General features: G+C 70.1%; 23 protein-coding genes. 13 read left to right on the forward strand and 10 right to left on the reverse strand.

The genetic code is table 11. From position 1 onward, the window contains the following. Positions 1-134: 134 nt before the first annotated feature. Positions 135-698 carry an alpha/beta hydrolase gene (locus R2B38_RS44270; protein ID WP_318021477.1) on the forward strand — a complete coding sequence of 188 codons (564 nt, stop codon included), beginning with the start codon at positions 135-137 and terminating at the stop codon, positions 696-698. 9 nt (positions 699-707) lie between these two features. Then, on the forward strand, positions 708-1,325 hold the full coding sequence (locus R2B38_RS44275) for a TetR/AcrR family transcriptional regulator (RefSeq protein ID WP_318021478.1): 618 nt from the start codon (positions 708-710) through the stop codon (positions 1,323-1,325). 28 nt (positions 1,326-1,353) lie between these two features. Here R2B38_RS44275 and R2B38_RS44280 read toward each other — a convergent pair whose 3' ends face one another. Beyond that, complete coding sequence (locus R2B38_RS44280; protein WP_318021479.1) at positions 1,354-2,127, reverse strand: IclR family transcriptional regulator; 774 nt, start codon at positions 2,125-2,127, stop codon at positions 1,354-1,356. 95 nt (positions 2,128-2,222) lie between these two features. Beyond that, a complete protein-coding gene (locus tag R2B38_RS44285; RefSeq protein ID WP_318021480.1) occupies positions 2,223-3,098 on the reverse strand; it encodes a fumarylacetoacetate hydrolase family protein in 876 nt (291 codons plus the stop codon). Positions 3,099-3,171: 73 nt separating this feature from the next. Between R2B38_RS44285 and R2B38_RS44290 the strand changes: the two genes are divergently transcribed. The 11 genes from R2B38_RS44290 to R2B38_RS44340 all read left to right on the forward strand — a co-directional run bounded on the left by R2B38_RS44290 (position 3,172) and on the right by R2B38_RS44340 (position 15,260). Beyond that, positions 3,172-3,867, forward strand: a complete 696-nt coding sequence (locus R2B38_RS44290; protein WP_318021481.1) for a FadR/GntR family transcriptional regulator — start codon at positions 3,172-3,174, stop codon at positions 3,865-3,867. Positions 3,868-3,891: 24 nt separating this feature from the next. Further along, on the forward strand, positions 3,892-5,136 hold the full coding sequence (locus tag R2B38_RS44295; protein ID WP_318021482.1) for a DUF3500 domain-containing protein: 1,245 nt from the start codon (positions 3,892-3,894) through the stop codon (positions 5,134-5,136). Between the two features lie 571 nt (positions 5,137-5,707). Continuing rightward, complete coding sequence (locus tag R2B38_RS44300; protein WP_318021483.1) at positions 5,708-6,754, forward strand: lipocalin family protein; 1,047 nt, start codon at positions 5,708-5,710, stop codon at positions 6,752-6,754. An 86-nt stretch (positions 6,755-6,840) separates the two neighbouring features. Further along, the gene (locus R2B38_RS44305; RefSeq protein WP_318021484.1) at positions 6,841-8,349 is read left to right on the forward strand and encodes an MFS transporter; all 1,509 of its coding nucleotides are present in this window, start codon (positions 6,841-6,843) and stop codon (positions 8,347-8,349) included. Between the two features lie 136 nt (positions 8,350-8,485). Beyond that, positions 8,486-9,178: a response regulator transcription factor gene (locus tag R2B38_RS44310; RefSeq protein WP_318021485.1), complete on the forward strand. Its 693-nt coding sequence runs from the start codon at positions 8,486-8,488 to the stop codon at positions 9,176-9,178. A 91-nt stretch (positions 9,179-9,269) separates the two neighbouring features. Further along, on the forward strand, positions 9,270-10,169 hold the full coding sequence (locus R2B38_RS44315; RefSeq protein ID WP_318021486.1) for an SCO3242 family prenyltransferase: 900 nt from the start codon (positions 9,270-9,272) through the stop codon (positions 10,167-10,169). Further along, positions 10,166-11,026, forward strand: a complete 861-nt coding sequence (locus tag R2B38_RS44320) for a sugar phosphate isomerase/epimerase family protein (protein ID WP_318021487.1) — start codon at positions 10,166-10,168, stop codon at positions 11,024-11,026. The genes R2B38_RS44315 and R2B38_RS44320 overlap by 4 nt, the downstream gene beginning before the upstream one ends. 92 nt (positions 11,027-11,118) lie before the next feature. Then, positions 11,119-11,835 carry an EboA domain-containing protein gene (locus R2B38_RS44325; protein WP_318021488.1) on the forward strand — a complete coding sequence of 239 codons (717 nt, stop codon included), beginning with the start codon at positions 11,119-11,121 and terminating at the stop codon, positions 11,833-11,835. Continuing rightward, on the forward strand, positions 11,835-12,689 hold the full coding sequence (locus R2B38_RS44330) for a TatD family hydrolase (RefSeq protein ID WP_318021489.1): 855 nt from the start codon (positions 11,835-11,837) through the stop codon (positions 12,687-12,689). The genes R2B38_RS44325 and R2B38_RS44330 overlap by 1 nt, the downstream gene beginning before the upstream one ends. A 7-nt stretch (positions 12,690-12,696) precedes the next feature. Beyond that, the gene (gene eboE / locus R2B38_RS44335) at positions 12,697-13,887 is read left to right on the forward strand and encodes a metabolite traffic protein EboE (RefSeq protein ID WP_318021490.1); all 1,191 of its coding nucleotides are present in this window, start codon (positions 12,697-12,699) and stop codon (positions 13,885-13,887) included. After that, the gene (locus tag R2B38_RS44340) at positions 13,884-15,260 is read left to right on the forward strand and encodes an alkaline phosphatase family protein (RefSeq protein ID WP_318021491.1); all 1,377 of its coding nucleotides are present in this window, start codon (positions 13,884-13,886) and stop codon (positions 15,258-15,260) included. The genes eboE and R2B38_RS44340 overlap by 4 nt, the downstream gene beginning before the upstream one ends. Positions 15,261-15,349: 89 nt before the next feature. Here the strand turns inward: R2B38_RS44340 and R2B38_RS44345 are convergent, their stop codons facing one another. The 8 genes from R2B38_RS44345 to R2B38_RS44380 are packed head-to-tail and all read right to left on the reverse strand — an operon-like array spanning position 15,350 to position 24,816. Beyond that, positions 15,350-16,216 (reverse strand): sugar phosphate isomerase/epimerase, encoded by an 867-nt coding sequence (locus R2B38_RS44345; protein WP_318021492.1) that lies wholly within the window; start codon positions 16,214-16,216, stop codon positions 15,350-15,352. Further along, positions 16,213-17,229 carry a Gfo/Idh/MocA family oxidoreductase gene (locus R2B38_RS44350; protein ID WP_318021493.1) on the reverse strand — a complete coding sequence of 339 codons (1,017 nt, stop codon included), beginning with the start codon at positions 17,227-17,229 and terminating at the stop codon, positions 16,213-16,215. The genes R2B38_RS44345 and R2B38_RS44350 overlap by 4 nt, the downstream gene beginning before the upstream one ends. Positions 17,230-17,257: 28 nt before the next feature. Beyond that, entirely contained in the window at positions 17,258-18,685 is a 1,428-nt protein-coding gene (locus tag R2B38_RS44355; protein WP_318021494.1) for a sugar porter family MFS transporter, read from the reverse strand. A gap of 12 nt (positions 18,686-18,697) precedes the next feature. Continuing rightward, the gene (locus R2B38_RS44360) at positions 18,698-19,648 is read right to left on the reverse strand and encodes a TIM barrel protein (RefSeq protein ID WP_318021495.1); all 951 of its coding nucleotides are present in this window, start codon (positions 19,646-19,648) and stop codon (positions 18,698-18,700) included. A 40-nt stretch (positions 19,649-19,688) separates the two neighbouring features. After that, positions 19,689-21,179 carry a CoA-acylating methylmalonate-semialdehyde dehydrogenase gene (locus R2B38_RS44365; RefSeq protein ID WP_318021496.1) on the reverse strand — a complete coding sequence of 497 codons (1,491 nt, stop codon included), beginning with the start codon at positions 21,177-21,179 and terminating at the stop codon, positions 19,689-19,691. A gap of 12 nt (positions 21,180-21,191) precedes the next feature. Continuing rightward, positions 21,192-23,069: a 3D-(3,5/4)-trihydroxycyclohexane-1,2-dione acylhydrolase (decyclizing) gene (gene iolD / locus R2B38_RS44370; protein WP_318021497.1), complete on the reverse strand. Its 1,878-nt coding sequence runs from the start codon at positions 23,067-23,069 to the stop codon at positions 21,192-21,194. After that, positions 23,066-23,947, reverse strand: coding sequence for a 5-deoxy-glucuronate isomerase (gene iolB / locus R2B38_RS44375; protein ID WP_318021498.1), 882 nt, complete (start codon positions 23,945-23,947; stop codon positions 23,066-23,068). The genes iolD and iolB overlap by 4 nt, the downstream gene beginning before the upstream one ends. Further along, positions 23,944-24,816 (reverse strand): aldolase, encoded by an 873-nt coding sequence (locus tag R2B38_RS44380; protein WP_318021499.1) that lies wholly within the window; start codon positions 24,814-24,816, stop codon positions 23,944-23,946. Before R2B38_RS44380 ends, iolB begins: the two co-directional genes overlap by 4 nt. Between the last annotated feature and the right edge of the window lies 1 nt (position 24,817).

A 24,817-nucleotide genomic window follows, 5' to 3' on the forward strand; every position in this document is an offset into this window, starting at 1 on the left:
CCCGCGGCCCCTCTCGGCACCATCGTGTCGCTGCCCGGTTCCGCCGGCCTGGAGATGTCCACCGCCAAGGACCGCCTGGCCGAGCGGTACCGGGTCGTGGAGATCAACCCCCGGGCTGGGGCGACCAGACGGACGTGTCCCGGCCGTTGTCCCAGAGCGAGATCGGTGGGGTGCTGGCCGAGGCGGTCGGGCACCTTGTCGACGGGCCGTTCGTCCTGCTGGCCACCTCCATGGGCGGCGCCAACGCGCTGCACATGGCCGCGAGGATTCCGGACCGGGTGCAGGGCATCATCCTCGAAGCGTCCATGGCGCCGAGCCGACCGGAGGACCGTCACCCTCTGCCGACCGGCGCTCCCGCGATCCACCCCAACAAGCCGTGGGCCACCCCCGCGTACGTCGCGCACCAGATGGCGAACCGGATGCGGATGATCCAGCAGACACCCCCGGACCTGGACGCCACCGAGGCGATCGCCGTCGTACGTGAGCGCGGGATCCCGGTACTGGGGCTTCTCGGCACCGACGACGAGGTCCTGAAGCCGTCCCTGGAGGAGACCTTCCGCGCGGTCCTGCCCGAGGGGGAGTTCCGGCTGGTTCCCGGCGGCGGGCACGACCTGCAGAACACCGCACCGGAGGAAGTCGTCGATCTCGTCGAGGCCTTCGTCACGAACCGGGTCGGTTCTGCCACGAGCAGACGGTGAGGTCCTCGTATGCAGGAGCAGCCGGTCCGCCGCAAGCGAATGACGGCCGAGCGCTGGGTCGAACTGCTCACCACCGCCCTCGACGTGATGCGAGAGGAGGGCTATGAGGCCATGACCATGGACGCGGTGGCGGTGCGGGCCCGCTGCAGCAAGGCCACGCTGTACCGCATTTGGCGTGGCAAGCCGCAGCTGATCGTGGCGGCGCTGCACGCCACGCGGCGGGTGGACACAGGCGCGATCGACACCGGCACGTTGCGCGGTGACCTGCTGGCCCTGTGCGGCCAGCTGGTGGCGGATGTGCAGCGGGACACCGAGTTGTTGACGGCGCTCGCCCACGCCGTGCTCGTCGACCCGGAGCTCGCCTCGGCCATGCGCACGTCGCTCGTCGAACCCGAGTCCGCCGCGTTGGACGGATTCGTGGAACGGGCCGTCCGGCGCGGTGAACTGACCGCCCGGCCGGCCGCCGTCGAGTTCCTGCCGCAGCTGATGTTCGTCATGTTGATGGGCCGACCGCTGACGGAGGGCGTCTTCCTCGACATGGACTACGCAACGCGCTACATCGACCTGGCCATCATGCCCGCGCTGCTGACCAGTTGCCCTGTCGTTCCGACCTCGTTCGAGTCATGAGGCAGGTCCCGAATTTCTGACGCGTTCGTCAGCGGCGCGCCAGTTCCGCCGCGATCCGCTCGGTCGCCGCCATCACCAACTGCCCGTAGGGCTCGTGGAGATCGTCGGTGAGCCGGTAGCTGGGCAACGAGATCGACAGGGCGGCCACGGGTTGTCCCTGGCGATCGTCGATGGCCGAACCGACCGCGGAGACGTCCGGTCGCCACCGCCCCGGGTTGACGGCGAAACCCCGTCCCGCGACGGTCTCCAGCTCGGCGAGAACCTCCTTGCGGGTAAGGCGTGCGCCGGTGGCCAGCTCGACGACGGGCGGGATGCGGGCGGCCCGCTCCGCAGCCAGGAGGTGGGAGAGGTAGGCCCACCCCGACGCTGTAAGGACCATGGGAACCCGCTCGCCGACCTGCGCAACCGTTTGAACGGGCCGGGTGGACGGCACCTTGTCGATCAGGACCAGCGAATCGCCGTCCGGGACGGACAGGTGGATGTTCTCGTCCGTTTGCCGGCCGAGCTCTTCGAGGATGGGGCGGGCACGTTCGCGGAGGTCGTCCTGAGTCATGACCCTCGCGCCGACCGCGAGAGCCCGGGCGGTCAGGACCCAGCGCTGTTCGCCCGGTGCCCCCTGCGGGGCCAGCCAGCCCGCCTCGCCGAGAGTACGCAGGATCCTGTGGACCGTCGCCTTGGGGATCTGCAGCGACCTCGCGAGGGCGCTGATGCCGACGGGCTGCGACCGGGCGACGGCCTCGAGGACATCGAGGGATCGCAGCACCGACTGCATTCCCTGCCGGGTGCCCGACGACTCACTCACGCTCTCTCCTTCGGTGGTGGACCCCGTCATCGTAGTGAGGACGCTATGGGGAGTGCTTCTGATCGTAGTTGTGGCCCTTCGGTCCGTATAGTGGTTCAGTTAACCGCATAATGGGTCGGCAGTGGGGGTTTGTGGCGGTGGTCCCCGCCCACGATCGTGTTGCGGAGGATCCCGAGGCGCTCGACCTCGACCTCCACCGCGTCGCCGGGCCGCAGCAGCCAGGGCGGTGTGCGGGCGTAGCCGACACCGGACGGGGTCCCGGTGGCCAGCAGGTCACCGGGGCGCAGCGTGAGGGTGCGCGAGATGTGGGCCAGCGTCTCGCCCACGTGGTGGATCATCTGGCTGGTTGAGGCGTCCTGGACGATCGTGCCGTTGACCCGGGTCCGCACCCGCAGCCCGTCCCGCAGGTCGCCCACCTCGCCGGCGGGCACCATGGGGCCCAGCGGGCCGGAGCGGTCGGCGTTCTTCCCGAGGGTCCACTGCGAGGTCAGTTTCTGCGCCCGCCGCGCGGTGACGTCGTTGAATGTCGAGTAGCCGACCACCGCATCGAGCGCCTCGGCGGGGTCCGCGTCCACCAGGCGTCGGCCCACCCAGGCCACGATCTCGCTCTCCCAGTCGAGACCGTCCTCGGGGGAGGGCACGGGGATCTCGGCCCCGCCGACCGTCAGCGATCGCGTCCACCGCGCGAACAGCGTGGGGTGCTCGGGCAGTTCCCGGTCGCGGTAGGACCCTTCGGCCGCGTGCTCGAGGTAGTTCAGACCGACGCACAGCATCTGTGCCTCCGGCAGCACAGGCGGCACCAGGCGCGCCTCACCCGCGGACACCACCTCACCGGTCGGGGGGCGGGCCAGCCATCCTTCGGGGTCGGCCCAGAACTCCCGCAGCCCGGCCACCACGGTGAGTCGGTCGCCGTCCGGCGAGAGGTTCGCAACCCGCACCTCGTGGCCGTATGCCATTCCGACGATCTGCATCCGCACTTCTCCGCTCGGGAAGACAGCAAGCCATAGCTTCTAAAGGTTATAATCTTTGTGATTGAATGACGTCATGGTCACCGAGAACCGCGCCCTGCTGGCCGGCCTGCGCGCCCCCGGCGGCAGCCGGGCCGACCGACTCGCCGACGCCCTCGAAGACCGCGTCCGCGAACTGAGTCCCGGCTCCGCGATCGGCACCATCGAGGAGGTCCGGCAGGAGTCGGGTCTGGCACGCGCCACGGTCAGCGAGGCCATCCGGCTCCTGCGCGACCGTGGCGTGGTCGAGATCCGCCCCGGTCGCGGTGGCGGACTGTTCGTCGCGGACCAGAGCCCGGTCGTGCGCCTGCGGCACACCCTGCTGAGCGTCGCGGGAGAACCGGACACGGTGGCGGACGCCATCGAGATCCGCAACCACCTGGAGGAACTCGTCGCCGTCGGCGCCGCCCGATGCGCGGGTGCGGGCGACATCCCGCCGCTGCGGGCCTGCCTGGACGAGATGGCGGCCGCGCCGGACTGGGACGGATTCATGCGCGCTAACTGGGCCCTGCACGAGCGCATCGCGCGGCTGTGCCCGAACGCCATGGCCCGCGCGGTCTACATCGGCACGCTGGGGCATCTCACGTCGTCCACCGCGTGCGCCGCCGACCGGGACGCCGACGCCTACCGGGCCAGGCGGCTGCGGACCCACGCCGACCTGGTGGAGGCGATCGCCGCCGGGGACGAGGGCGCCGTTCGCGCGGCCGTCGCACGCCATAACCACACCGACTGAACGTACGGGGTCACCGGAGCTGTCATGCCATCAGCCGAGTACCGCAAGTACCTCTACCCGTCCGACTCACCGCGCCTGTCCTCGATCAGAGGCCTGGACGCCTACGCATACCGGGAGGCGGCCAAAGCGAACCCGTTCACCGGCGAGCTGATCCGCGGCTGGAAACCCCTCCAGTTCGCCGATTTCCGTGGAGTGAGCGAGTACGGCACGCCACGGCCCGAGGTGCACGCCTGGGAACCCGCCCGCCCCGGCGAGGAGGCTCCCGTCGCCGACATGGTCGCCGCAGCGCGGGACCTGCTGGCGGCGCTCGACGAGGACGCCCGTGCCAAGCTGTGCCACCCGGTGGACGGGGTCGAGTGGCAGACCTGGGCCAACCCGGAGTTCCTGCAGTTCGACACCGGTGTCCGCCTGGAGTTTCAGCCACCGGAGGTCCGCAAGAAGGCCCTCGCCCTGGTGGAGGCGTCGCTGAGCCCTGAGGGCTTCCGCCTGGTCCACGACATGATGCTGATCAACGGCTTCCTCGGCGAGGTCGTGGGCCTGCAGAGCATCCTCAACGAGTTCAGCTATAACTTCGCGCTCTACGGCGATCCCGACCCCACCGCCCCGTGGGGCTGGCAGCTCTTCGGCCACCACTGCGCCGTCCACTGCCTTGTCGTCGAGGGGCGCATGGTCGTCAGTCCCGCGTTCCTCGGCGCCGAACCCAACGAGATCGACGACGGCCCCCACGCCGGCACGGTGGCCCTGACCGACCGGATCCGGCTCGGCACGGACCTGATGGCCGCACTTCCTTTGGATCAGCGCGCCACCGCGACCGTGTACGAGCGCATGGTCGACCCCGCCATGCCGCCCGGCCGCATCCACCCCGGCGACGAACGGCACCTCGCCGGCGCCTTCCAGGACAACCGGGTGATTCCGGCCGAGGGCCTGCGGGCCGCGGACATGCCCGAACAGGCCCGGCAGATCCTCCTGTTGATCACCGAGTCGTTCGTGTCCCTGCTGCCCGACGGCCCGCGCGCGGCCCGGATGCGCGAGATCCGCGACCACCTCGACGAGACGTGGTTCAGCTGGATCGGCGGGCACGAGGTCGGCGACGTCTTCTACTACCGTCTCCAGTCGCCGGTACTCATCGCCGAACTCGACCACCACTGCGGCGTCTTCCTCGACTACGACACCCCCAAGCCCTTCCACATCCACACCGTGCTGCGTACTCCGCACGGCAACGACTACGGCCGCGCCTACGTGCGCACCTGGCAGGCACGAAACGCCTGAGGGGGCCTTGCCCGCCGAGCGGAGAAGGGCGGTGCACGCCTCGCCGGAGGGGAGCGCCGCGCCTGGTGAGGACCCACGGCGGCTCGGTGCGCGGGGGCAGGAGCGCTGCCAGGGTCAGTTCCCGGGGATCCCGTGTGCCGCAGTCGGACGCCGACATATTCCCAGATGGGTTCGGCGCACGGCGTCGAGCTGCCCTATCGCCTCCAGTACGGCTACTGGGTCACGTTCGCCGGGCGAGCGGCTCCTGCATCAGTCGTGACACCCCGCAGCAGCACGTCCGGAATCCGCGCCGGGACGCCCCGGGCGTCGCGTGGTGGTCGCGATCGCTGCCCGGACACCGGCTTGACACGGGCCACCGAATCGGTAATCCTACGGGTGTTGGATATTTCTTTCGGGTGGCTGATGCGAAGCGCCCGAGGGCACGCGCCGCCCGCCGACGAGCCGGCACGGCGTCCATCCGGCGTCAGCAGGTTTTCCCTCTGCCCACAACTGCATTCATCGAGAGTACGAAACAGTTTCGTACAGTTCATCTCCGTGCAATCCGTCCAGGACATCTGCACAAGGAGTCATCATGCGCAAGACCACTGTCGGCGCGACCGCCGTCACCGCCACACTCATCGCCTCGCTCGCCCTCGCCTCGGGCGGAACGGCCACCGCGACCACAACCTCCGGGCAGGGACTGAGGCAGACCAGCCTCCCGGTCGCCGTCGACCCTGCCGCGGACCTCACCGCCCACTCCGACCGGCTCAACGAGTCCTGGTACGTCACCGCCCACGTGACCGCCGGAGGCCACCACTACGGATTCATGGCCAACCACCTGACTTCCGGCGACGCCAAGACGGGGCACACCCTCTCGACCGTCTCGCTCACCGACGAGGACACCGGCTGGTACACCAAGTCGGAGATCGCTCTTCCGCCCCGCACGGGTCTGTCCGACAAGCAGGGCGTGGACATCCACACCGGCAACATCAGCTGGACCGGCGACGCCAAGGAGCAGAAGCTGCACGCCAAGGTCCCCGAGGGGACCATCGACGTCACCTTCCTGCCGCAGGGCAACGTTCTCTACAACATGGGGACGGGCTACTTCCCCATGTTCGGCGACGCCAAGTACCCGAACTACGAATACGCCTTCCCCACCATGCAGACCTCGGGGACGTTGACCCTGAACGGCCGCACCGAAAAGGTCCGCGGGCAGTCCTGGCTGGACCACCAGTGGGGGCCCCTTCCCGACATCGCCGCAGGCAATGCCTCATGGTCCTGGATGAATCTCGACCTTTCCAACGGCGACGAGGTCAGCCTCTGGAAGACGAAGGAGAACAAGGAGAACACCTGGGCGACCGTCCAGAAGCCCGACGGTACCCAGACCGTCGCCGAGGCGACCCTCACACCCGACAGCTCCACCCTCTGGACCAGCCCGACCACCGGCAAGAAGTACCCCACCCGCTGGAAGGTCACCATCCGGGGCGAGCACGCCCAGCTGAACGTCAAGACCTACGCCAAGGACCAGGAACTGACGGTCCCCGGGCCTCGCTACGAAGGCAGCGCCGCCGTCACCGGTACCTACGGCCACCGCACGGTCACCGGCACCACCTACGTCGAGCTCACCGGCGGACAGTAGCCGTCCGCAGCCGCCACACGTCCCTTCTGCCTGCCCCCGCACTGCCCAACCGCCCTATCCTTTCGCCCGGTTCTGGAGTCTTAGTCATGTCTCGAACACCCGCCGACACGTCGAACGTTGCCACCGTGTCCGCCCTTCCGTCTGCCGACGCACCGCCTCGCCACCGCTGGTGGATCCTTGTCGTCATCGGCCTGGCCCAGCTCATGGTGGTGCTGGACGCGACGATCGTGAACATCGCACTGCCCTCGGCCCAGAAGGACCTTGGCTTCTCCGACGGTGACCGGCAGTGGGTGGTCACCGCCTACGCCCTCGCCTTCGGCAGCCTGCTCCTGCTCGGGGGACGCATAGGCGACCTCTTCGGCCGCAAGATGACCTTCCTGGTCGGGCTGGTCGGCTTCGCCGGCACCTCCGCGCTGGGCGGCGCCGCCACCAGCTTCGAGATGCTCGTCGTCGCCCGCGCCGGGCAGGGCCTGTTCGGCGCCCTGCTCGCCCCGGCCGCCCTGTCCTTGTTGACCACGACCTTCACCGATCCCAAGGAACGCGCCAAGGCCTTCGGTGTGTTCGGCGCCATCGCCGGCGCCGGCGGAGCCATCGGGTTGCTGCTGGGCGGCGTGCTGACCGAGTACCTCGACTGGCGCTGGACGCTGTACGTCAACCTCGCCTTCGCCGCGGTCGCCTTCGTCGGCGGTGTGATCCTGCTGCAGCGCACCACCCGCGACAAGTCCGCCACCCTCGACATCCCCGGCGCGCTCCTGGTCATCAGCGGCCTGTTCTGCGTGGTCTACGGCTTCTCCAATGCCGAGAGCCATGACTGGAGCTCTCCGCAGACGTGGCTCTTCCTCGTCGCCGGAGCGGTGCTGCTCACCGTCTTCGCCTGGTGGCAGACTCGCGCCGCCCACCCCCTGCTGCCGCTGCGGGTCCTGCTCGACCGCAATCGCGGCGCCTCCTTCATCTCCGTTCTGATCACCGGCGCCGGCATGTTCGGTGTCTTCCTGTTCCTGACCTACTACCTCCAGCAGAGCCTGGGCTACACGCCCGTCAAGACCGGACTGGCGTTCCTGCCCATGGTCGCCGGTCTCATGCTCGCCTCCACCCTTGCCACCACCGTGCTGATCCCCCGTATAGGCCCCAAGGCGATCGTGCCGCTGGGTATGGGGCTCGCCACCGCCGGCATGGTCTGGCTCACCGGGCTCGACCTGAACAGCAGCTATGCCACCGACATCATGCCCCCGCTGGTCGTGGCGGGTCTCGGCCTCGGCCTGGTGATGGCCCCGGCCATGAGTCTGGCCACTGCGGGAGTGGGTGCCGAGGATGCCGGCGTGGCCTCCGCCGCCGTCAACACCATGCAGCAGGTCGGCGGCTCCCTCGGCACCGCCCTGCTCAACACCCTCTTCTCCAGCGCTGTCACCAACTACCTCGACGGCAAGAACCCGGCGGACCCGGTCGTCCAGGCCAAGGCCGGCCTGGAGGGCTACTCCACCGCCTACTGGTGGTCGGCCGCCTTCTTCGCCGTCGGTCTGGTCATCAGCGTCGTCCTCTACCGCCGAGGTGTACCTACCCACGACCCGGACGCGGCGCCCGTCGTCCACATGTAGGACCCCGACGGGCCGCGACCGACCGCCCCCCCCGAGACGGCCCGCCCGCCAACCCGGCGGGTCGCCTCGGCCCGGCACCCGAGCACTGTCGTCGCTGACGTCGCATCCCCCACACCCGGCAAGGAGAACGACCGGCATGGCCTCCGTACTCATCGTCAGCGACCAGTCCTTGCAGCGAGTCGGCCTCCGTATGCTCCTGACCGCCGAGCCCGACCTGACCGTCGTCGGCGAAGCGGCCAGAGGAGCCGAGGCGGTCCGCCTGAGCGTTTCGCTGCGGCCTGACGTCGTCCTGATGGCCATCCCTCCTCTCGACGCGGAGGGCATCGAGGCCATCCGACGCATCACCCGATCCGTACGCCTTCTCCCCGACTCCGCCGGAGTGGATCAGGTCCCGCCCCGCGTCCTGGTCCTGGCCTCGACCGGTCGCGAGGGACACGCCCAAGCCGCCCTGCGCGCCGGAGCCGGGGGAGTCCTCCCGCACGACGCCGGCCCGGACCAACTCACCGCCGCTGTCCGCATCGTCGCCACCGGAGACGCCGTCATCACCCCCGGCCTGACCCGCGCGCTCATCGACGCCGTCCGCGAACAGCGCACCCCCTACCCCCTTGACCAGCACACCGGGTCCGACGCCTTCACCGGACGCGAACGCGACGTCCTCCTCGCCGTCGCCTCGGGCTGGTCCAACGCCGAGATCGCCGCCCGGCTGTGCATCGCGCCGGCCACCGTCAAATCACACGTCAGCCACATCCTCGCCAAGATCCGGGCCCGCTCCCGCGTCCAGGCGGTGACCTACGCCTACGAATCCGGCCTCGTACAACCGGCGGCCTGACGGCTATTCAGTTCGAGGTTGCACGATTTCTTCACAAAGATGAGGGCGGAATTATGCATGAAGGTTCAAGTACTCGCATTAGGGTCCGATCATGAAAGGCCCGAAAGAGTTCCGTCCTTCTCCCGGTCTTGCTGATCTGGCAAACCTGATCCGATTTCCCGCCGCCCTCAGCGTTCCCGGTGACGTCCTTGCCGGTGCTGTCGCTGCGGGTGGGACGCCCCGGCCCCGTATTGTCGCCACGATGGCGTCGTCCGTCGCCCTCTACTGGGCCGGAATGGCGCTCAACGACTACGCGGACGCGACCGTCGACGCGGTGGAGCGCCCCGAACGTCCCATACCCGCCGGGCGGGTTGCCCGCCGTACCGCGCTGGCCACCGCGTGCGGCCTCACGGCTGCGGGCCTCGGCCTCGCCGCCCTGGCGGGCGGCCGGCGGGCGTTGAGTGTGACGCTTCCCCTGACCGGACTGGTATGGGCGTACGACCTGGGTCTGAAGTCCACACCCGCCGGTCCCGCCGCGATGGCGGGCGCACGGACGCTGAACGTGCTGGCCGGCGCGGAGCCAGGGCGCCGGGCGACCGCGGTGCCGGCCGCCCTGCTGGTCGGCGCGCACACCTACACCGTCACCGCGCTCAGCCGCCACGAGGTGTCCGGCGCGCCGCGTGCCGTACCCGTCGCCACCCTGGCCGGCAGTACGGCAACCGCCTTTGCCGCCGCCGCGCTTCCCGCTCTGCGTCGGGGCGGCCGGGCGGCGCGGGTCGGTGCCGCTGTCGGAGCGCTCGGCTATATCGCCTCGTACGGCACGGCGCAGGCGCGGGCCGCGCGCGAGCCGTCGGCCGCGAACGTGCGGCAGGCCGTCGGCACCGGGATCATGTCGCTGCTGCCCCTCCAAGCCGCGCTCACCGCCGCCGGCGGTGGCACGGGCCTGGCCGGTGTGCTGGCCGTGGCGCATCCGCTGGCGCGCAGGCTCGCCCGGAAGGTGTCACCGACGTGAGCCCGATACCCGGTCCGCCCGGGAGGCTCCGGTTCGGTTTCGGGACCAACGGTTTCGGCTGCCACCGGCTCGACGACGTGCTGAGTGTGCTCGCCGACCTGGGGTACGACTCGGTCGGCCTCACGCTCGACCACGGTCACCTCGACCCGTTTGCCGCCGACCTGCCTCGTCAAGTCGCTCGTCTCGCACGGCGGTTGGACCGGCTCGGCCTGGCGGTGATGGTGGAGACGGGGGCGCCGTATCTGCTGGACCCGTGGCGCAAGCACGTCCCCACGCTGATGTCGGCCACGGACGCCGGGCGGCGCGTCGACCTGCTGGCGCGTGCGGTGCGCATCGCGGCCGACCTCGGCGCCCCGGCCGTCCAGTTGTGCAGCGGCCCCGCACCCGAGGGTATGGCGGCGGGGGAGGCCTGGAAGCGGCTGGTCGCCGGCTGCGAGGAAGTCCTGGGTATCGCCCAGGAGTACGGGGTGGCGCTGGGGTTCGAGCCCGAGCCGTACATGTTCGTCGACACCGTGGAACGTGTGGTGGATCTACGACGCCGGCTGGGCGACCCCGACCTGTTCGGCATCACGCTCGACATCGGTCACGCCCACTGTGTCGACGACCTGCCTCTGCTGGGCTGTGTCGAACTGGCGGCGCCGTATCTGGTGAACGTGCAGATCGAGGACATGCGGCGCGGCGTCCACGAGCACCTCGAACTCGGCACGGGCGAGATCGACTTCCCGCCCGTCCTGGCCGCCCTGAAGGCTTCGGGCTACCAGGGACCGGTCTCGGTGGAGATCCAGGGCGCGTCCCTGAACGCCCCCGAAGTCGCCCGCCACTCCCTGGAGTTCCTCAAGGCCGCCGAGCCGGTCTGACGCCGCGGCGCTGCATCCCTTCGCGCCGTACCACCAACTCACCACTGCCACAAAGCCGTTGTCGAACACGCATCCAGAAGGAGGCATGCGCGGTGGCCCCACCCATCCTTACCGCCCTCGACCACCACCTCACACCGGAGGCGCGGCGCTGGCTCGCGGATGCCGTCGCCCGCGTCGGCGACGACCCGACAGCGGTGCGCACCGTCTTCCCCGCCATCGGCCGGCGCTGCGGGCGCGGACCGCTCGTCGACGGCTGGACGGTGGCCGACGCCGCCCGAGCCCGGCTGCTCGCCGCCCTGCCGCTGCGCGGAGCGGCACTCGCCGAGGAGATCACCGCCCTGCACCGGTACGGCGACAGCGCCGAACAGCGGGCGGTGCTGCGCTCGTTGGCGCTGCTGGAGGATGCGGACGCCTCGTTCGCCGACCTGGGGGTGCCCCTCGTGCGTGCGGCGCTGCGGGGCAACGACACGGACCTGATCGAGGCGGCCCTCGGCCCCTATGCCGCGCGGCACCTGGATGAGGACGGCTACCGGCACGCCGTACTGAAGTGCGTCTTCTGCGGCATCCCCCTTGACCGGGTGGCGGGCCTCACGGAGCGCGCGGACCGCGAACTCGCCCGCATGCTGGCCGACTTCGCCCACGAACGGGTCGCCGCCGGCCGTGACGTGCCCTCCGACATCTGGCCGATCGTGCGCGCGCACCCCGGCGCGCTGGAGGCCTCGGGACTGCCCGCGGAAGCCACCTCGTCCTCGTCCGACCGCCGAGCCGCCGCCGCAGCGGCGCTCGCCGCCTTCACCGGAGCTGAATGATGCGTATCTTCGACCCCCACATCCACATGACCTCGCGCACCACCGACGACTACGAGGTGATGTACGCGGCCGGTGTCCGGGCGGTGGTGGAGCCGTCGTTCTGGCTCGGCCAGCCCCGCACCTCCGTGGACAGCTTCACCGACTACTTCGACGCGCTGCTCGGCTGGGAGCCGTACCGCGCCGCGCAGTTCGGCATCCAGCACCGCTGCACGATCGCCCTCAACCCCAAGGAGGCCAACGACCCGCGCTGCGCGGGGGTGTTGGACGTGCTGCCGCGCTACCTGGCCAAGGACGGGGTGGTGGCCGTTGGCGAGATCGGCTACGACTCCATGACGCGCGAGGAGGACGAGGCCCTGGCCCGCCAGCTCGAACTCGCCGTCGAGCACGACCTGCCCGTCCTCGTCCACACTCCGCACCGCGACAAGGCCGTCGGTACCCGCCGCACCCTCGACGTGGTCCGCGAGTCCGGCATCCCGCCCGAGCACGTCCTCGTCGACCACCTCAACGAACTCACCGTGTCCATGGTCGCCGACAGCGGCTGCTGGATGGGTTTCTCCATCTACCCGCACACGAAGATGAGCGAGGACCGCATGGTGCGGATCCTCCAGGAACACGGCACGGAGCGGATGCTCGTCAACTCGGCCGCCGACTGGGGGCGCAGCGACCCCCTCAAGACCCGCAAGACCGCCGACGCGATGCTCGCCGCCGGCTTCGACGCCGACACCGTCGACCAGGTCATGTGGGGCAACCCGGTGGCCTTCTACGGGCAGAGCGGGCGACTGGACCTGGCGGACGTCAAGCCGGACGAGACGGCCCTGTTCGAGGGCAACTCGGTCAAGCGCGGCGGGGAGTGAGGCAGCCGTGCGCTTCCGGCACACCGACGGAACGACCGTCCACCTCGCCTATTGCAGCAACGTCCACCAGGCCGAGGACCTCGACGGAGTGATCGCCCAACTCGCCTCCCACGCCGAGCCCGTACGGGAATCACTCGGCGCCGACCTGCTCGGCATCGGCCTGTGGCTGGCCCGAGACGTGGTCACCGAACTGTCCGCCCGGCCCGACGCCGTCCACCGACTGCGGACCGAGTTGACCGCACGCGGACTGGAGACCGTCACCCTCAACGCCTTCCCCTACGGCGGTTTCCACCGCGAGGTGGTCAAGAAGGACGTCTACCTGCCCGACTGGACCGACCCCGCCCGCCTGCACTACACCGTCGACTGCGCCCGGGTGCTCGCCGGACTGCTGCCCGACGACGCGCGACGCGGCAGCGTCTCGACCCTGCCCCTGGCCTGGCGCACACCCTGGCCACCGGCCGCGCGCGACACCGCCCGCCGGGCCCTGGAACAACTCGGCGCAGAACTGGCCCAGTTGGAGCGCGACACGGGCCGTACGATTCGGGTCGGCTTCGAGCCCGAGCCCGGATGCGTGGTGGAGAACACCGTCCAGGCCGCCCGGGAACTCGGCGGACTGGACCCCGAACGGCTCGGCACCTGCCTCGACACCTGCCATCTCGCCGTGCAGTTCGAAGAACCGGCACAGGCACTGCGCCGCCTCACCGACGCCGGCCTCCCAGTTGTCAAGGTCCAGGCGTCCAGCGCCCTCCAGGCCGACGATCCCGCCGACCCGGCCGCGCGCCGGGCGCTCGCCCGGTTCGCCGAACCCCGCTTCCTGCACCAGACCCGTACGGCCCCCGGCGGTGCCGTCACCGGCGTGGACGACCTTCCGGACGCCCTCGCCGGGGGACTGGACCCCGCATCCGCCTGGCGAGTCCACTTCCACGCGCCGCTGCACGCCGAGCCCGAACCACCGCTGCGCACCACGGCGACCGAACTGACCACCGCCCTCGGTGAGTTGCTCGGCGGCCCGCACGCCGTCTGCGACCACGTCGAGGTCGAGACCTACACCTGGTCCGTCCTGCCCGAGCACCTGCGCCCGCACGACCGCGCCGGTCTCGTCGCGGGCCTGGCCGCCGAACTCGCCTGGACCCGCGACCGGTTCGAGGAACTCGGCCTGCTTCCCCAGTCCCTCACGCGAAAGGAGACCGTCTCATGACGAGACTGGTCGTTCTCGACATCGCCGGCCTCACCCCCCGCCTGCTACAGCACATGCCCGCCGTCTCGGCCCTCGCGGCACAGGGCTTCCAGGCCCGGCTCAACCCCGTGCTGCCCGCCGTCACCTGCTCGGTGCAGTCCACCCTCCTCACCGGCGCGCCGCCCGCCGAGCACGGCGTCGTAGGCAACGGCTGGTACTTCCGCGACCTGGGCGAAGTCCTGCTGTGGCGCCAGCACAACGCTCTCGTCGGCGGCGAGAAGCTGTGGCACACCGCCCGCCGCGCCAAGCCCGACTACAAGGTCGCCAACGTCTGCTGGTGGTACGCCATGGGCGCCGACGTCGACCTCACCGTCACCCCGCGCCCCGTCTACTACTCCGACGGCCGCAAGGAACCCGACTGCTACACCTGGCCCCCCACTCTGCACGACGAACTCACCACCAGGCTCGGCCCGTTCCCCCTCTTCACCTACTGGGGCCCCAACGCGGGCATCCCCTCCAGCCAGTGGATCCTGGCCGCGGCCCGCCAGATCTTCGACGAACACCACCCCGACCTGACCCTCGTCTACGTCCCCCACCTCGACTACGAACCCCAGCGCTCCGGCCCCGGCTCACCGCAGTCCGCCCGCGAGGCCCGACGGCTCGACGACGCGCTGCGCCCCCTGCTGGACCACTTCCGGCGCGAGGACGCCACGGTCGTGATCCTGAGCGAGTACGGCATCGCGCCCGTCTCCCGCCCGGTCGACATCAACCGCGCGCTGCGCCGGGCCGGGCTGCTCGAAGTCCACACGCAGGACGGCATGGAGTACCTCGACCCGTGGACCTCCCGCGCCTTCGCGGTCGCCGACCACCAGGTCGCCCATGTCTACGTCCGCGACCCCGCCGACACGGACGCGGTGGCGGACATCATCGCCGAACTCCCGGGCGTGGAGCAGGTGTTGGACGAGAAGGGCAAGGCGTTCCACGGGCTGGACCACGAACGCTCCGGCGAGCTGGTCGCCATCGCGGAGCCGGACGCCTGGTTCACGTACTACTACTGGCTGGACGACGAACGCGCCCCGGACTTCGCCCGCCAGGTAGAGATCCACCGCAAACCCGGCTACGACCCCGCCGAACTCCTCTACGACCCGACCGTGCCCGGCGTGAAGGCACGCGCCATCGGCCAGGTCGCCCGCAAGAAGGCGGGCCTGCGCTACCGCATCAAAACGGTCCCCCTGGACCCCTCCGGCGTGCGCGGCAGCCACGGCCGCCTCCCGCAGGACCCGCAGGACAGCCCCGTCCTGCTGTGCTCGCGCCCCGGTCCCGCCCGCGACGACATCGAGGCGACCGACGTCAAGGACCTGCTCCTCACCCTGGCCGGCATCACTACCCCCTGACTGACGTCTTGGGGGAGCGGTGCGCTGGGGCTCGATGAGTGATGTCACCGAGCCCCAGCCAGCCCCTGTGCACCTGAAGCGGCGGTCGTTCACACCGCGAGTTCCTTGGTGATGCGGTCGAGCATGAACGCCGAGGATTCGCGGGCGCGTTCCTCCCAGGCGAAGACGCAGGCGGTGGCGACGCCGTCGAAGTCGAGTTCGCGGAGGGTGCCGAAGAAGGCGTTCCAGTCGACCTCTCCCTGGTCGATGTCGAGATGCTGGTGGATGCGGGCGGTGGTGCCGGGCGGGTTGAGGATGTAGCGCAGTCCGCTGGAGCCCTTGTGGTTGAAGGAGTCGGCGATGTGGACGTGTTGGAGCTTGTCGCCGGCGTGGCGCAGCATCGCGGCGATGTCCGCCGTCGGGTCGGAGCCCGAGAGGTGGAAGGAGTGCGGGGCGCAGTAGAGGTAGTTGACCCAGGGCTTGTTGATGGCGCGGACGAGGTCGACGGCGGGGGTGTTCTCCTCGCAGAAGTCGTCGGGGTGGGCCTCCAGGTTGAGGGCGATGCCCTCGCGCTCGAAGACGGGCAGCAGTTCCTCCAGTGAGCGCCAGAAGGCGGCTTCGCTCTCGGCGGCGCGTTCGGGGCGGCCGTTGAACTCCGAGTTCATCAGGGGACATTCGAGTTCGGCGGTGATTTCGATCATCCGCTTCCAGTACCGCACGGCGGTCTGCCGTTCCGTTTCGTCGGGGGAGGACCACTTGTACAGAGGCAGCACCGAGGACAGCTGAACCCCGTGTGTGCGCAGGGAGTTCTTCAGCTCCGCCACGCGGTCGTCGTCCGCACGCGGGTGCAGGAAGAACGGCATGAAGTCGTCGCGGGGTGACAACTCGATGTACTCGTAGCCGAGTTCGGCGACCGTGCGCACCATGTCGTCGAGGGGCAGGGCGCGGAACATGTAGGGGTCGAGGGCGATCTTCACGCGGCTCCTCCGTAGAAGGCGGGGCGGGGCTTGAGGTCGGTGGCGACGATGTGGCCCGACTCCAGGGCCTCGACGGTCGCGGCGGTGATGACGGTGGCCGCGTAGCCGTCCCAGGCCGAGGGGCCGGTGGGTTCGTCGCCGGCGGCGATGCCCGCGATCCACTCGCGGAACTCGGTGTCGAAGGCGTCAGCGAAGCGGCCCACCCAGTCCGTGAGCACCTCCGTGCTGTGCTGCCCCGCGCTGCGCACTCCCACGGCGGCCGGGTCGGGCAGGCGGACGAGGCCCTCCTCGCCGACGGCCTCGCACTGGATGTCGTAGCCGTACTGGCAGTTGACGAAGACCTCCAGGTCGATGCGGACGCCCTTGGCGGTCTCGAAGAGCATGATCTGGGGGTCCTTGAGGTGGGCGAACCGCTTGCTGGTGGCGCGCGGGGTGACCACTTGGGTGGAGACGATCTCGTCGTCGAGCAGCCAGCGCAGTACGTCGACCTCGTGCACGGCCGTGTCCAGGGCGGCCATGGCGGAGGTGTACGACTCGGGGACGGTCGGGTTGCGGTGTGCGCAGTGCACGATCAGCGGCTCACCGATCCGGCCCGAGTCGATGACGTGCTTCAACTGCCGGTATCCGGCGTCGTATCGGCGCATGAAGCCGACCTGGACCAGGCGGCGGCCGTGTGCGATCTCGGCCTCGATGATCCGCAGGCAGTCCTCGGCGGTGGTGGCGAGGGGCTTCTCGCAGAACACCGGCTTCCCGGCGGCGATCGCGGTCAGGACGTGCTCGGCGTGGGTGGGGCCCCACGACGTCACGAGGACGGCGTCCACGTCGTCCGCCGCGATCACGGCCGCGCCGTCCAGCAGGACCCGGGCACCGACCGGCTCCGCGGCCTCGGCGGCGCGGTCGGGGTCGATGTCGGTGACCGCGGTGACCCGGGCGCCGGTGACGGTGTGGGTGAGGCGCTGGATGTGCTCGTTGCCGATCCAGCCGGCGCCGATGACGCCTACACGTACTGTCATGGTCAATTCCTTCAGGAACGAGGGGTGTTCAGGAGAAGCGCGCCCGGAGTTCGGCTTCGAGGGTTTCGAGGGTGCGGCCCTTGGTCTCGGGGACGTAGAGCCTGACGAAGGTGAGCGAGAAGACGCCCGCCACCACGAAGAGGAAGAAGGTGTTGGAGATCCCGATCGCGGAGACCAGCGTGGGGAAGACCAGGCCGATGGCGAAGTTGGTCAGCCACAGCACCACGGCCGCGACACCCATGCCGAAACCGCGCATCCGCATCGGGAAGATCTCCGACAGCATCAGCCAGGTCACCGGCGAGATCGCCCCCTGCTGGAAGGCGAGGAAGGTGACCGTCATGGCGAGCACGGCGAAGGCCCGCCCATCGCCCGAGGGCAGCAGCAGGGAGAAGACACCGATGAGCAACAGGGCTGCTGTCGTACCGATCTGACCGGTCATCAGCATCGGGCGGCGATTGACGCGGCCCAGCAGCCAGATGCCGACGAAGGTGGCCAAGACCGAGATGACACCGTTGGCGATGTTCGCGGTCAGGGCGCTGTCGGCGGTGAAACCGGCGTCGGTGAGGATCTGGGTGCCGTAGTACATGATCGTGTTGACGCCGGTGATCTGCTGCACGATCGCGATGCCGAAGCCGACGAACATGAGCCTGCGCAGCCATGGCGTGGACTTCATGTCCTGCCAGCCGCCCAGTCGTTGCTGGTCCTCCTTGACCGCGAGCGCGGAGACTTCGGCGAGTTCGGCTTCGGCCCGCTGCTGGGAGCGGACCTGCTTGAGGACTTCCAGGGCTTCGGCGAAGCGGGTCTTGGAGGCCAGCCAGCGGGGGCTCTCCGGCATGACCAGCATGCCGAACCAGAGCACGACGGCCGGGACGGTGGCGAGCACGAGCATGTAGCGCCACACCCCGCCGGACTCACCACCCACCCGCGCGATCACCGCGTTGGAGGTAAACGCGAGCAACTGGCCGCTGACGATCATGAGTTCGTTGCGGGTGACGAGTGCCCCGCGCCGTTCGGCGGGCGAGATCTCGGCCAGATAGACCGGCACGGTTACCGAGGCGCCGCCGACCGCGAGGCCCAGCACGAACCGGGCCACCACCATGACGGCGGTGTTCGGCGCGAGCGTGCAGCCGAGGGCGCCGACGAAGAACACCACGGCGAGGACGAGGATCGTACGACGCCGTCCGCGCGCGTCCGAGAACCGTCCGCCGGTGATCGCGCCCAGCGCGGCGCCGAGCAGGAGCGAGCTGGTGACCATGCCCTCGGAGAAGGGGGTCAGGCCCAGGTCGTCGGTCATGTAGGGCAGGGCGCCGTTGATGACGCCGGTGTCGTAGCCGAAGAGCAGTCCGCCGAAGGTGGCGATGACGGTGATGAGCCGCAGCCGCCGTGACACCGCCGGAGGGGTGTCGTCCGCGATCGCGGTGGGCGTGGCTGTGGTCGTGTCGTCCCTGACGTCCATAGCCGTTGCCTCCTATCGGTCGAGGTGCGGGCGGCGGGTGCCCGTCAGACCGCAGCCGGCCAGGTGCTCTCGTGTGCTGACCGCGATGGGCAGGGGCACCTCGGGAGCGCACGGGTAGAGGTCCTGCTCGACGATGACGAACAACTCGGCGTCGAGCCGCACGAGTTCGGCCACCACGTCGGCCGGGTTCGGCACGCCCGCGGGCGGTGACACGCACACCCCGCGCTTGACCGCCTCGCCGAACGACAGGTCCTCCGCGGCGACTTGGGCGAGGATCGCCGGGTCCATCTGCTTGATGTGGACGTAGCCCACGCGCTCGCCGAACCGGCGGATCAGGTCGAGGTTGTCGCCGCCGCCGTAGGCCACGTGCCCGGTGTCCAGGCACAGGTTGGTGTAGCGGGAGTCCGACTCGTTCAGCAGCCGCTCGATCTCCGGCTGGGTCTGGATGTGGCTGTCCGCGTGCGGGTGCAGGACGAGTCGTACGTCGTACTCGTCGAGCAGCAGCTTGCCGAGCCGGTCGGCGGACCGGCCGAAGCCCGCCCACTGGCTGGCGGTCAGCTCGGGCGACTCGGTGAACGCGCCGGTCTTCTCGTCCCGGTACATGGGCGGGATCAGGACGAGATGGTGCGCGCCGGCGGCCGCGGTCAGTGCGGCGACCTGCCGGACGTGGGCGAGCATCTCGTCCCAGGCCTCGGGCCGGTGCAGGGCGCCGAAGGCGGTGCCGCCGGAGACCTGGAGGCCACGGACGTCCAGTTCCTCCTTCAGGCGTTGCGGGTCGGTGGGGAGGTAGCCGTACGGGCCCAGCTCCAGCCACTGGTAGCCGGCCGTGGCCAGTTCGTCGAGGAAGCGGGTGTACGGCACCTGGTGCTCGTCCTCGGGGAACCAGATGCCCCAGGAGTCGGGGGCGGAGCCCAGGCAGAGGTTGCCGGCGGTGGTGCGGAGGGGAGTTGGCGCCGTTGCCATGGTCGGTCCTTTGCGAAGGGGGGACGGGGGACTCTGTGGATCAGCTGGAGGTGGGGAAGTTGAAGCCGGCGGCGACCTGCTGGGCGGGCCGCGGCCAGCGGGTCGTGACGACCTTGGGGCGGGTGTAGAAGCGGATGCCCTCGGGGCCGTGGATGGGGGAGTCTCCGATGAGGGAGTCCTTCCAGCCGCCGAAGGAGTAGTACGACATCGGCACGGGCACCGGCACGTTGACGCCGATCATCCCGACCTTGACGTTGCGCTGGAATCGCCGCGCGGCCTCGCCGGAGGCGGTGAACAGGGCGGTGCCGTTGCCGTACGGGTTGGCGTTGATGACGGCGATGGCGTCGTCGAGGGTGTCGACGCGGACGATCGCGAGGACGGGGCCGAAGAGCTCGTCGCGGTAGGCGTCCATCTCGGTGGTGACGTGGTCGAGGAGGGAGGGGCCGGTGAAGAAGCCGTCCTCGTGGCCCTCGATCTTGAGTCCCCGGCCGTCCACGACGACGGTGGCGCCCTGTTCGGCGGCGGTGGCGACGGCGTTCTCGACCCGCTCCTGGGCGACCTTGGTGATCAGCGGTCCCATCTCGACGTCCGCGATGTGACCGGGGCCGACCTTCACCTCGCGGGCCTTGCGGGACAGCACCTCCACCAGGCCGTCCGCCGCGTCGCCGACGGCCACGGCGACGGAGACGGCCATGCAGCGCTCGCCGGCCGAGCCGTAGGCGCCGGCGGTGATGTGGTTGGCGGCGAACTCCAGGTCGGCGTCGGGGAGGACGACGGCGTGGTTCTTGGCGCCGCCGAGCGCCTGGACGCGCTTGCCGTGCGAAGTGGCCTGCTCGTGCACGTACTTGGCGATCGGGGTCGATCCGACGAAGGAGACGGCCGCGATACCGGGGTGGGCGAGGATCGCGTCGACGGCGTCCTTGCCTCCGTGCACGACGTTGAAGACGCCGTCGGGGAGTCCGGCCCGGCGGTACAGCTCGGCGACGAAGTTCGCGGCCGACGGGTCCCGTTCGCTGGGCTTGAGGATGAAGGTGTTGCCGGTCGCGATGGCGATCGGGTGCATCCAAAGAGGCACCATGGCAGGGAAGTTGAAGGGGGTGATGCCCGCGACGACACCGATCGGCTGACGGAAGTTGTGGACGTCGATGCCGCGGGAGACCTGGTCGGAGAACGACCCCTTGAGGACATCGCCGAGACCGCACGCGAACTCGACGACCTCCCGGCCGCGGGTGATCTCGCCGCGTGCGTCGGCCACGGTCTTGCCGTGCTCCGCGGAGATGATCCGCCCCAGCTCGTCCTCGTGGTCGACGAGCAACTGGCGGAAGGCGAACATCACTTGGGTGCGCTGTGTGAGCGACGACTCCGACCAGGATTCGAAGGCCCGCTCGGCGGCGCTGACGGCGGTGTCGACGACATCGGGCCCGCCCAGGGCGACCCGGGCCTGCTCCTGGCCGGTGGCCGGGTCGAACACCGCGGCGGTGTCCGTGCCGGACACGGCCGTACCGTCGATCCAGTGCTGAATGGTATTCACGGCAAGGTGTCCTTACAGGTAGTGGCGCTGGGCGAGCTTGTTGGCGGCGTACGTCTCGTACGCGCCACGGGTGGAGTCGAGGGCGGAGGTCTGGCTGACGGGCACGTCCCACCACCCGTGTGCGGGCGGGTTGGGCCCGTACAGGTCGGTCTCGACATGGACGACCGTGGTGCGGGCGGCGGCCTTCGCCTTCTCCATCGCCGTACGGAACCCGTCGACGGAGGCGGCGTGCAGGACGTCCGCACCGAGCGAGGAGGCGTTCGCGGCGAGGTCGACGGGGAGGATCTCTCCGTCGAGCTGGCCCGAAGTGCCGTCGCGGTAGCGGTACTTGGTGCCGAACCGCTGTGAGCCGAGCGCCTGCGACAGGGCGCCGATGGAGGCGAACCCGTGGTTCTGGACCAGGACGACGATGACCTTCAGGCCCTCCGAGATCATGGTCACGATCTCCTGAGCCATCATCAGATACGAGCCGTCGCCGACGAGTACGACGACCTCGCGGGAGGGATCGGCCATCTTGGCGCCGACGCCGGCGGCGATCTCGTAGCCCATGCAGGAGTACGCGTACTCGACGTGGTAGGCCTTCGGATCCCTTGCCCGCCACAGCTGTTGGAGATCGCCGGGCATGGAACCGGCCGCGTTGATGACCACGTCACGGTCGCCGAGGACGTCGTTGAGCGCGCCGAGGATCTCCGTCTGCGCGGGCAGCGGGCCGTGGCCCACCGTGAAGCAGCCGTCCTCGATCTCCCTTGTACGGGCGATGAGTCGACCGGTCAGCGCGCGGTATTCCGAGGAAACCTGCCAGCCGTTCAGCGCTTCCGAGAGGGCCTCGATGCCGAGCCGGGCGTCGGCCACCAGCGGCTCGGCGGAGTGCTTGACCGCGTCCAGGCGGGCGACGTTGAGGTTGACGAAGGCGACGTCCGGGTTGGCGAAGACGGTGTGGCTCGCGGTGGTGAAGTCGCTGTAGCGGGTGCCGATCCCGAGGACGACATCGGCCTCCTTCGCCAGTTCGTCGGCCGCGTACGAGCCGGTCGAACCGATCCCGCCGACCGCGCAGGCGTGGTCCCAGGGGACCGCGCCCTTGCCGGCGTGGGTGTCGGCGACCGGGATGCCGGTGGCCTCGGCGAAGGCCCGCAGTCGGCTCTCGGCGCCGGAGTACACGGCCCCGCCACCCGCGACGATCAGCGGCCTGCGGGCGTCGCGCAGCAGCCGTGCGGCCCGCTCGACGGCGGCGGGCTCCGGCACCGGGCGGCCTATGTGCCATACCCGGCGCCGGAAGAACGCGACCGGCCAGTTGTACGCCTCGGCCTGCACGTCCTGCGGCAGGGCGAGGGTCACGGCGCCGGTCTCGACCGGGTCGGTCAGCACCCGCATGGCCGCGAGGGCGGCGGGGATCAGCTGCTCGGGCCGGGAGATCCGGTCGAAGTACTTCGACACGGCACGGAAGGCGTCGTTGACGGTGACGTCCCCGCCCCGGGTGTCCTCCAACTGCTGCAGCACCGGGTCGGCGGCGCGGGTGGCGAACATGTCGCTGGGCAGCAGCAGGACCGGGATGCGGTTCGTCGTGGCGAGCGCCGCGCCCGTGATCATGTTCGTCGAGCCGGGCCCCGTCGACGCCGTGCAGGCGAAGGTGGCCAGCCGGTCGCGCATCTTCGCGTAGGCCACCGAGGCGTGGACCATGCCCTGCTCGTTGCGGGCCAAGTAGTACGGCAGGTCCGCCTCTTGGGTCACGGACGCCTGGAGCAGCGCCTGGCCGATCCCGGCCACGTTGCCGTGCCCGAAGATGCCCCAGACCCCGGGGATCAGCCGCTGCTCCTGGCCGTCGCGCTCGCTGAACTGGTTCGCGAGGAAGCGGACCAGGGCCTGGGCGGTGGTGAGTCGTACGGTGGTCATCGCTGCGTGAGTCCTTCGAACGGCAGGCGGTCGTCGACGTCCTGGGAGCGCCAGGTCTCCCGCACCCATCCGTGGGCGGGGTCGTCGCAGATCAGCCAGGCGGGGTCCTGGCCCGGGCCGGCCATGACGTTGAGGTAGTAGAGGTCGTAGCCGGGCGCCGCGATCGAGGGCCCGTGCCAGCCGTGCGGGATCAGCACGGCGTCGCCGGAGCGGACTTCGGCGAGTACGTCGATGGGCCGCTCGGGGGTGCCGTAGACCCGCTGGTACCCGAAGCCGTCACCGTCGCCCGCGACCTCGAAGTAGTAGATCTCCTCCAGCTCGGACTCGGCGCCGGGGCGGGCCTCGTCGTGCTTGTGTGGCGGGTACGAGGACCAGTTGCCACCGGGGGTGAGGACCTCGCACACCAGGAGCTGTTCGGCGTCGAAGGTGCCGGGCAGGCAGTAGTTGTTGACCTGGCGGGAGCACGCGCCGGCGCCGCGGAACTCGACGGGCACGCGCTCTTTGGGCCCGTACCGAGCGGAGAGTGAGCTCCGCTCGGTACGGGCGGAGGGCAGTGCGAACGTCCCACCGTCCGCACTGCTGATCAGGGCCTCCGCTTCGCGGGGGAGGTACGCGAAGTCGGTGACCGAGGCGAACACGCCTGTCCGACCGGCGAGTTCGAAGGACGTGCCGTCCGTGGTGACGGTGCAGGCGCCCGTCAGCGGCAGGACCAGGAACTCGGAGTCTCCGGTGGACAGGGCGTGTGCCTCGCCCGGCCTCAGGGTCAGGATCCTGAGGCCGGAGTATCCCCAGCCCGCCGACTCGGGCGAGACCAGGAGGTCGTAGGGGCCGTCGGCCGAACTCCCGTTGTGCAGGTGGTACTTGCTCGTGTCGCTCACAGCAGGCTCACCGCCTTGTCGACCGCGCCGGCGACATCGCCGTTGGACGGGTAGAGCAGAGAGCGGCCGACCACCAGGCCCTGTGCGGTGGGGAGTCGGAGGGCCTTGCCCCAGGAGGCGAAGGCCGCTTCGGCGTCCTTGACCTCGCCGCCCAGCAGCAGGGCCGGGAGGGTGGAGGAAGCGAGCACACGCTCCATGCCGTCCACGACGGGCAGCTTCAGCCAGGTGTAGGCGGTGCGGCGGCCCAGGCCCGAGGCGATGGTGACCGACTTGACCACGGCGTCCGTCGAGAGGTCGTTGCGTATCCGCCCGTCCTGCCAGGAGGAGAGGAACGGCTCCACCATGGCGATGAGTTGACGGTCGTTCAGCTCATTGACGGCACGGGCGGTGTTCTCCAGGACGGAGGGTGTGGCCGGGTCGTCGAGGGCGATCCGGGTGAGCATCTTGCCGCCGTCGAAGCCCATCGCGGCGATCGTCTCGGCGTCGTACCCGGTGAAGCGGTCGTCGATCTCGAAGGAAGAGCCCGCGAGTCCGGCTCGGTTCATGGAACCGAAGACGCTCTTGCCGTCCAGGACGCCGAGCAACAGCAGATCCTCCAGGATGTCGGCGGTGGCCAACACTCCGGTGACGCCCGGTCGTTCGAGCGCGGTGCACAGCCGGTCCAGCAGCTCGAAGCGGTCGGCCATGGCGTTCGGGTCGGCCCCGACGGCGTTGGCGCCGCGTGCGGGATGGTCGGCCGCGATGATCATCGCCCGGCCGTGCTCGCCGAGCGGCGAGGTGGCTCTGACGCGGCGCGCGGCGGCGGCAGCGGCGGCACCGGGGTCGCCCACCCGGGCGGACACGATCCGGTTCACGTTGTCGGACAGCACG

This window comes from Streptomyces sp. N50 (assembly GCF_033335955.1).
Taxonomy (GTDB): domain Bacteria; phylum Actinomycetota; class Actinomycetes; order Streptomycetales; family Streptomycetaceae; genus Streptomyces.

Coding starts and splice junctions, on each gene's coding strand:
- R2B38_RS44275 (WP_318021478.1), top strand. CDS start 708: ATGCAGGAGCAGCCGGTCCGCCGCAAGCGAATGACGGCCGAGCGCTGG.
- R2B38_RS44285 (WP_318021480.1), bottom strand. CDS start 3,098: ATGCAGATCGTCGGAATGGCATACGGCCACGAGGTGCGGGTTGCGAAC.
- R2B38_RS44290 (WP_318021481.1), top strand. CDS start 3,172: ATGGTCACCGAGAACCGCGCCCTGCTGGCCGGCCTGCGCGCCCCCGGC.
- R2B38_RS44295 (WP_318021482.1), top strand. CDS start 3,892: ATGCCATCAGCCGAGTACCGCAAGTACCTCTACCCGTCCGACTCACCG.
- R2B38_RS44300 (WP_318021483.1), top strand. CDS start 5,708: ATGCGCAAGACCACTGTCGGCGCGACCGCCGTCACCGCCACACTCATC.
- R2B38_RS44305 (WP_318021484.1), top strand. CDS start 6,841: ATGTCTCGAACACCCGCCGACACGTCGAACGTTGCCACCGTGTCCGCC.
- R2B38_RS44310 (WP_318021485.1), top strand. CDS start 8,486: ATGGCCTCCGTACTCATCGTCAGCGACCAGTCCTTGCAGCGAGTCGGC.
- R2B38_RS44315 (WP_318021486.1), top strand. CDS start 9,270: ATGAAAGGCCCGAAAGAGTTCCGTCCTTCTCCCGGTCTTGCTGATCTG.
- R2B38_RS44330 (WP_318021489.1), top strand. CDS start 11,835: ATGCGTATCTTCGACCCCCACATCCACATGACCTCGCGCACCACCGAC.
- R2B38_RS44340 (WP_318021491.1), top strand. CDS start 13,884: ATGACGAGACTGGTCGTTCTCGACATCGCCGGCCTCACCCCCCGCCTG.
- R2B38_RS44350 (WP_318021493.1), bottom strand. CDS start 17,229: ATGACAGTACGTGTAGGCGTCATCGGCGCCGGCTGGATCGGCAACGAG.
- R2B38_RS44355 (WP_318021494.1), bottom strand. CDS start 18,685: ATGGACGTCAGGGACGACACGACCACAGCCACGCCCACCGCGATCGCG.
- R2B38_RS44360 (WP_318021495.1), bottom strand. CDS start 19,648: ATGGCAACGGCGCCAACTCCCCTCCGCACCACCGCCGGCAACCTCTGC.
- iolD (WP_318021497.1), bottom strand. CDS start 23,069: ATGACCACCGTACGACTCACCACCGCCCAGGCCCTGGTCCGCTTCCTC.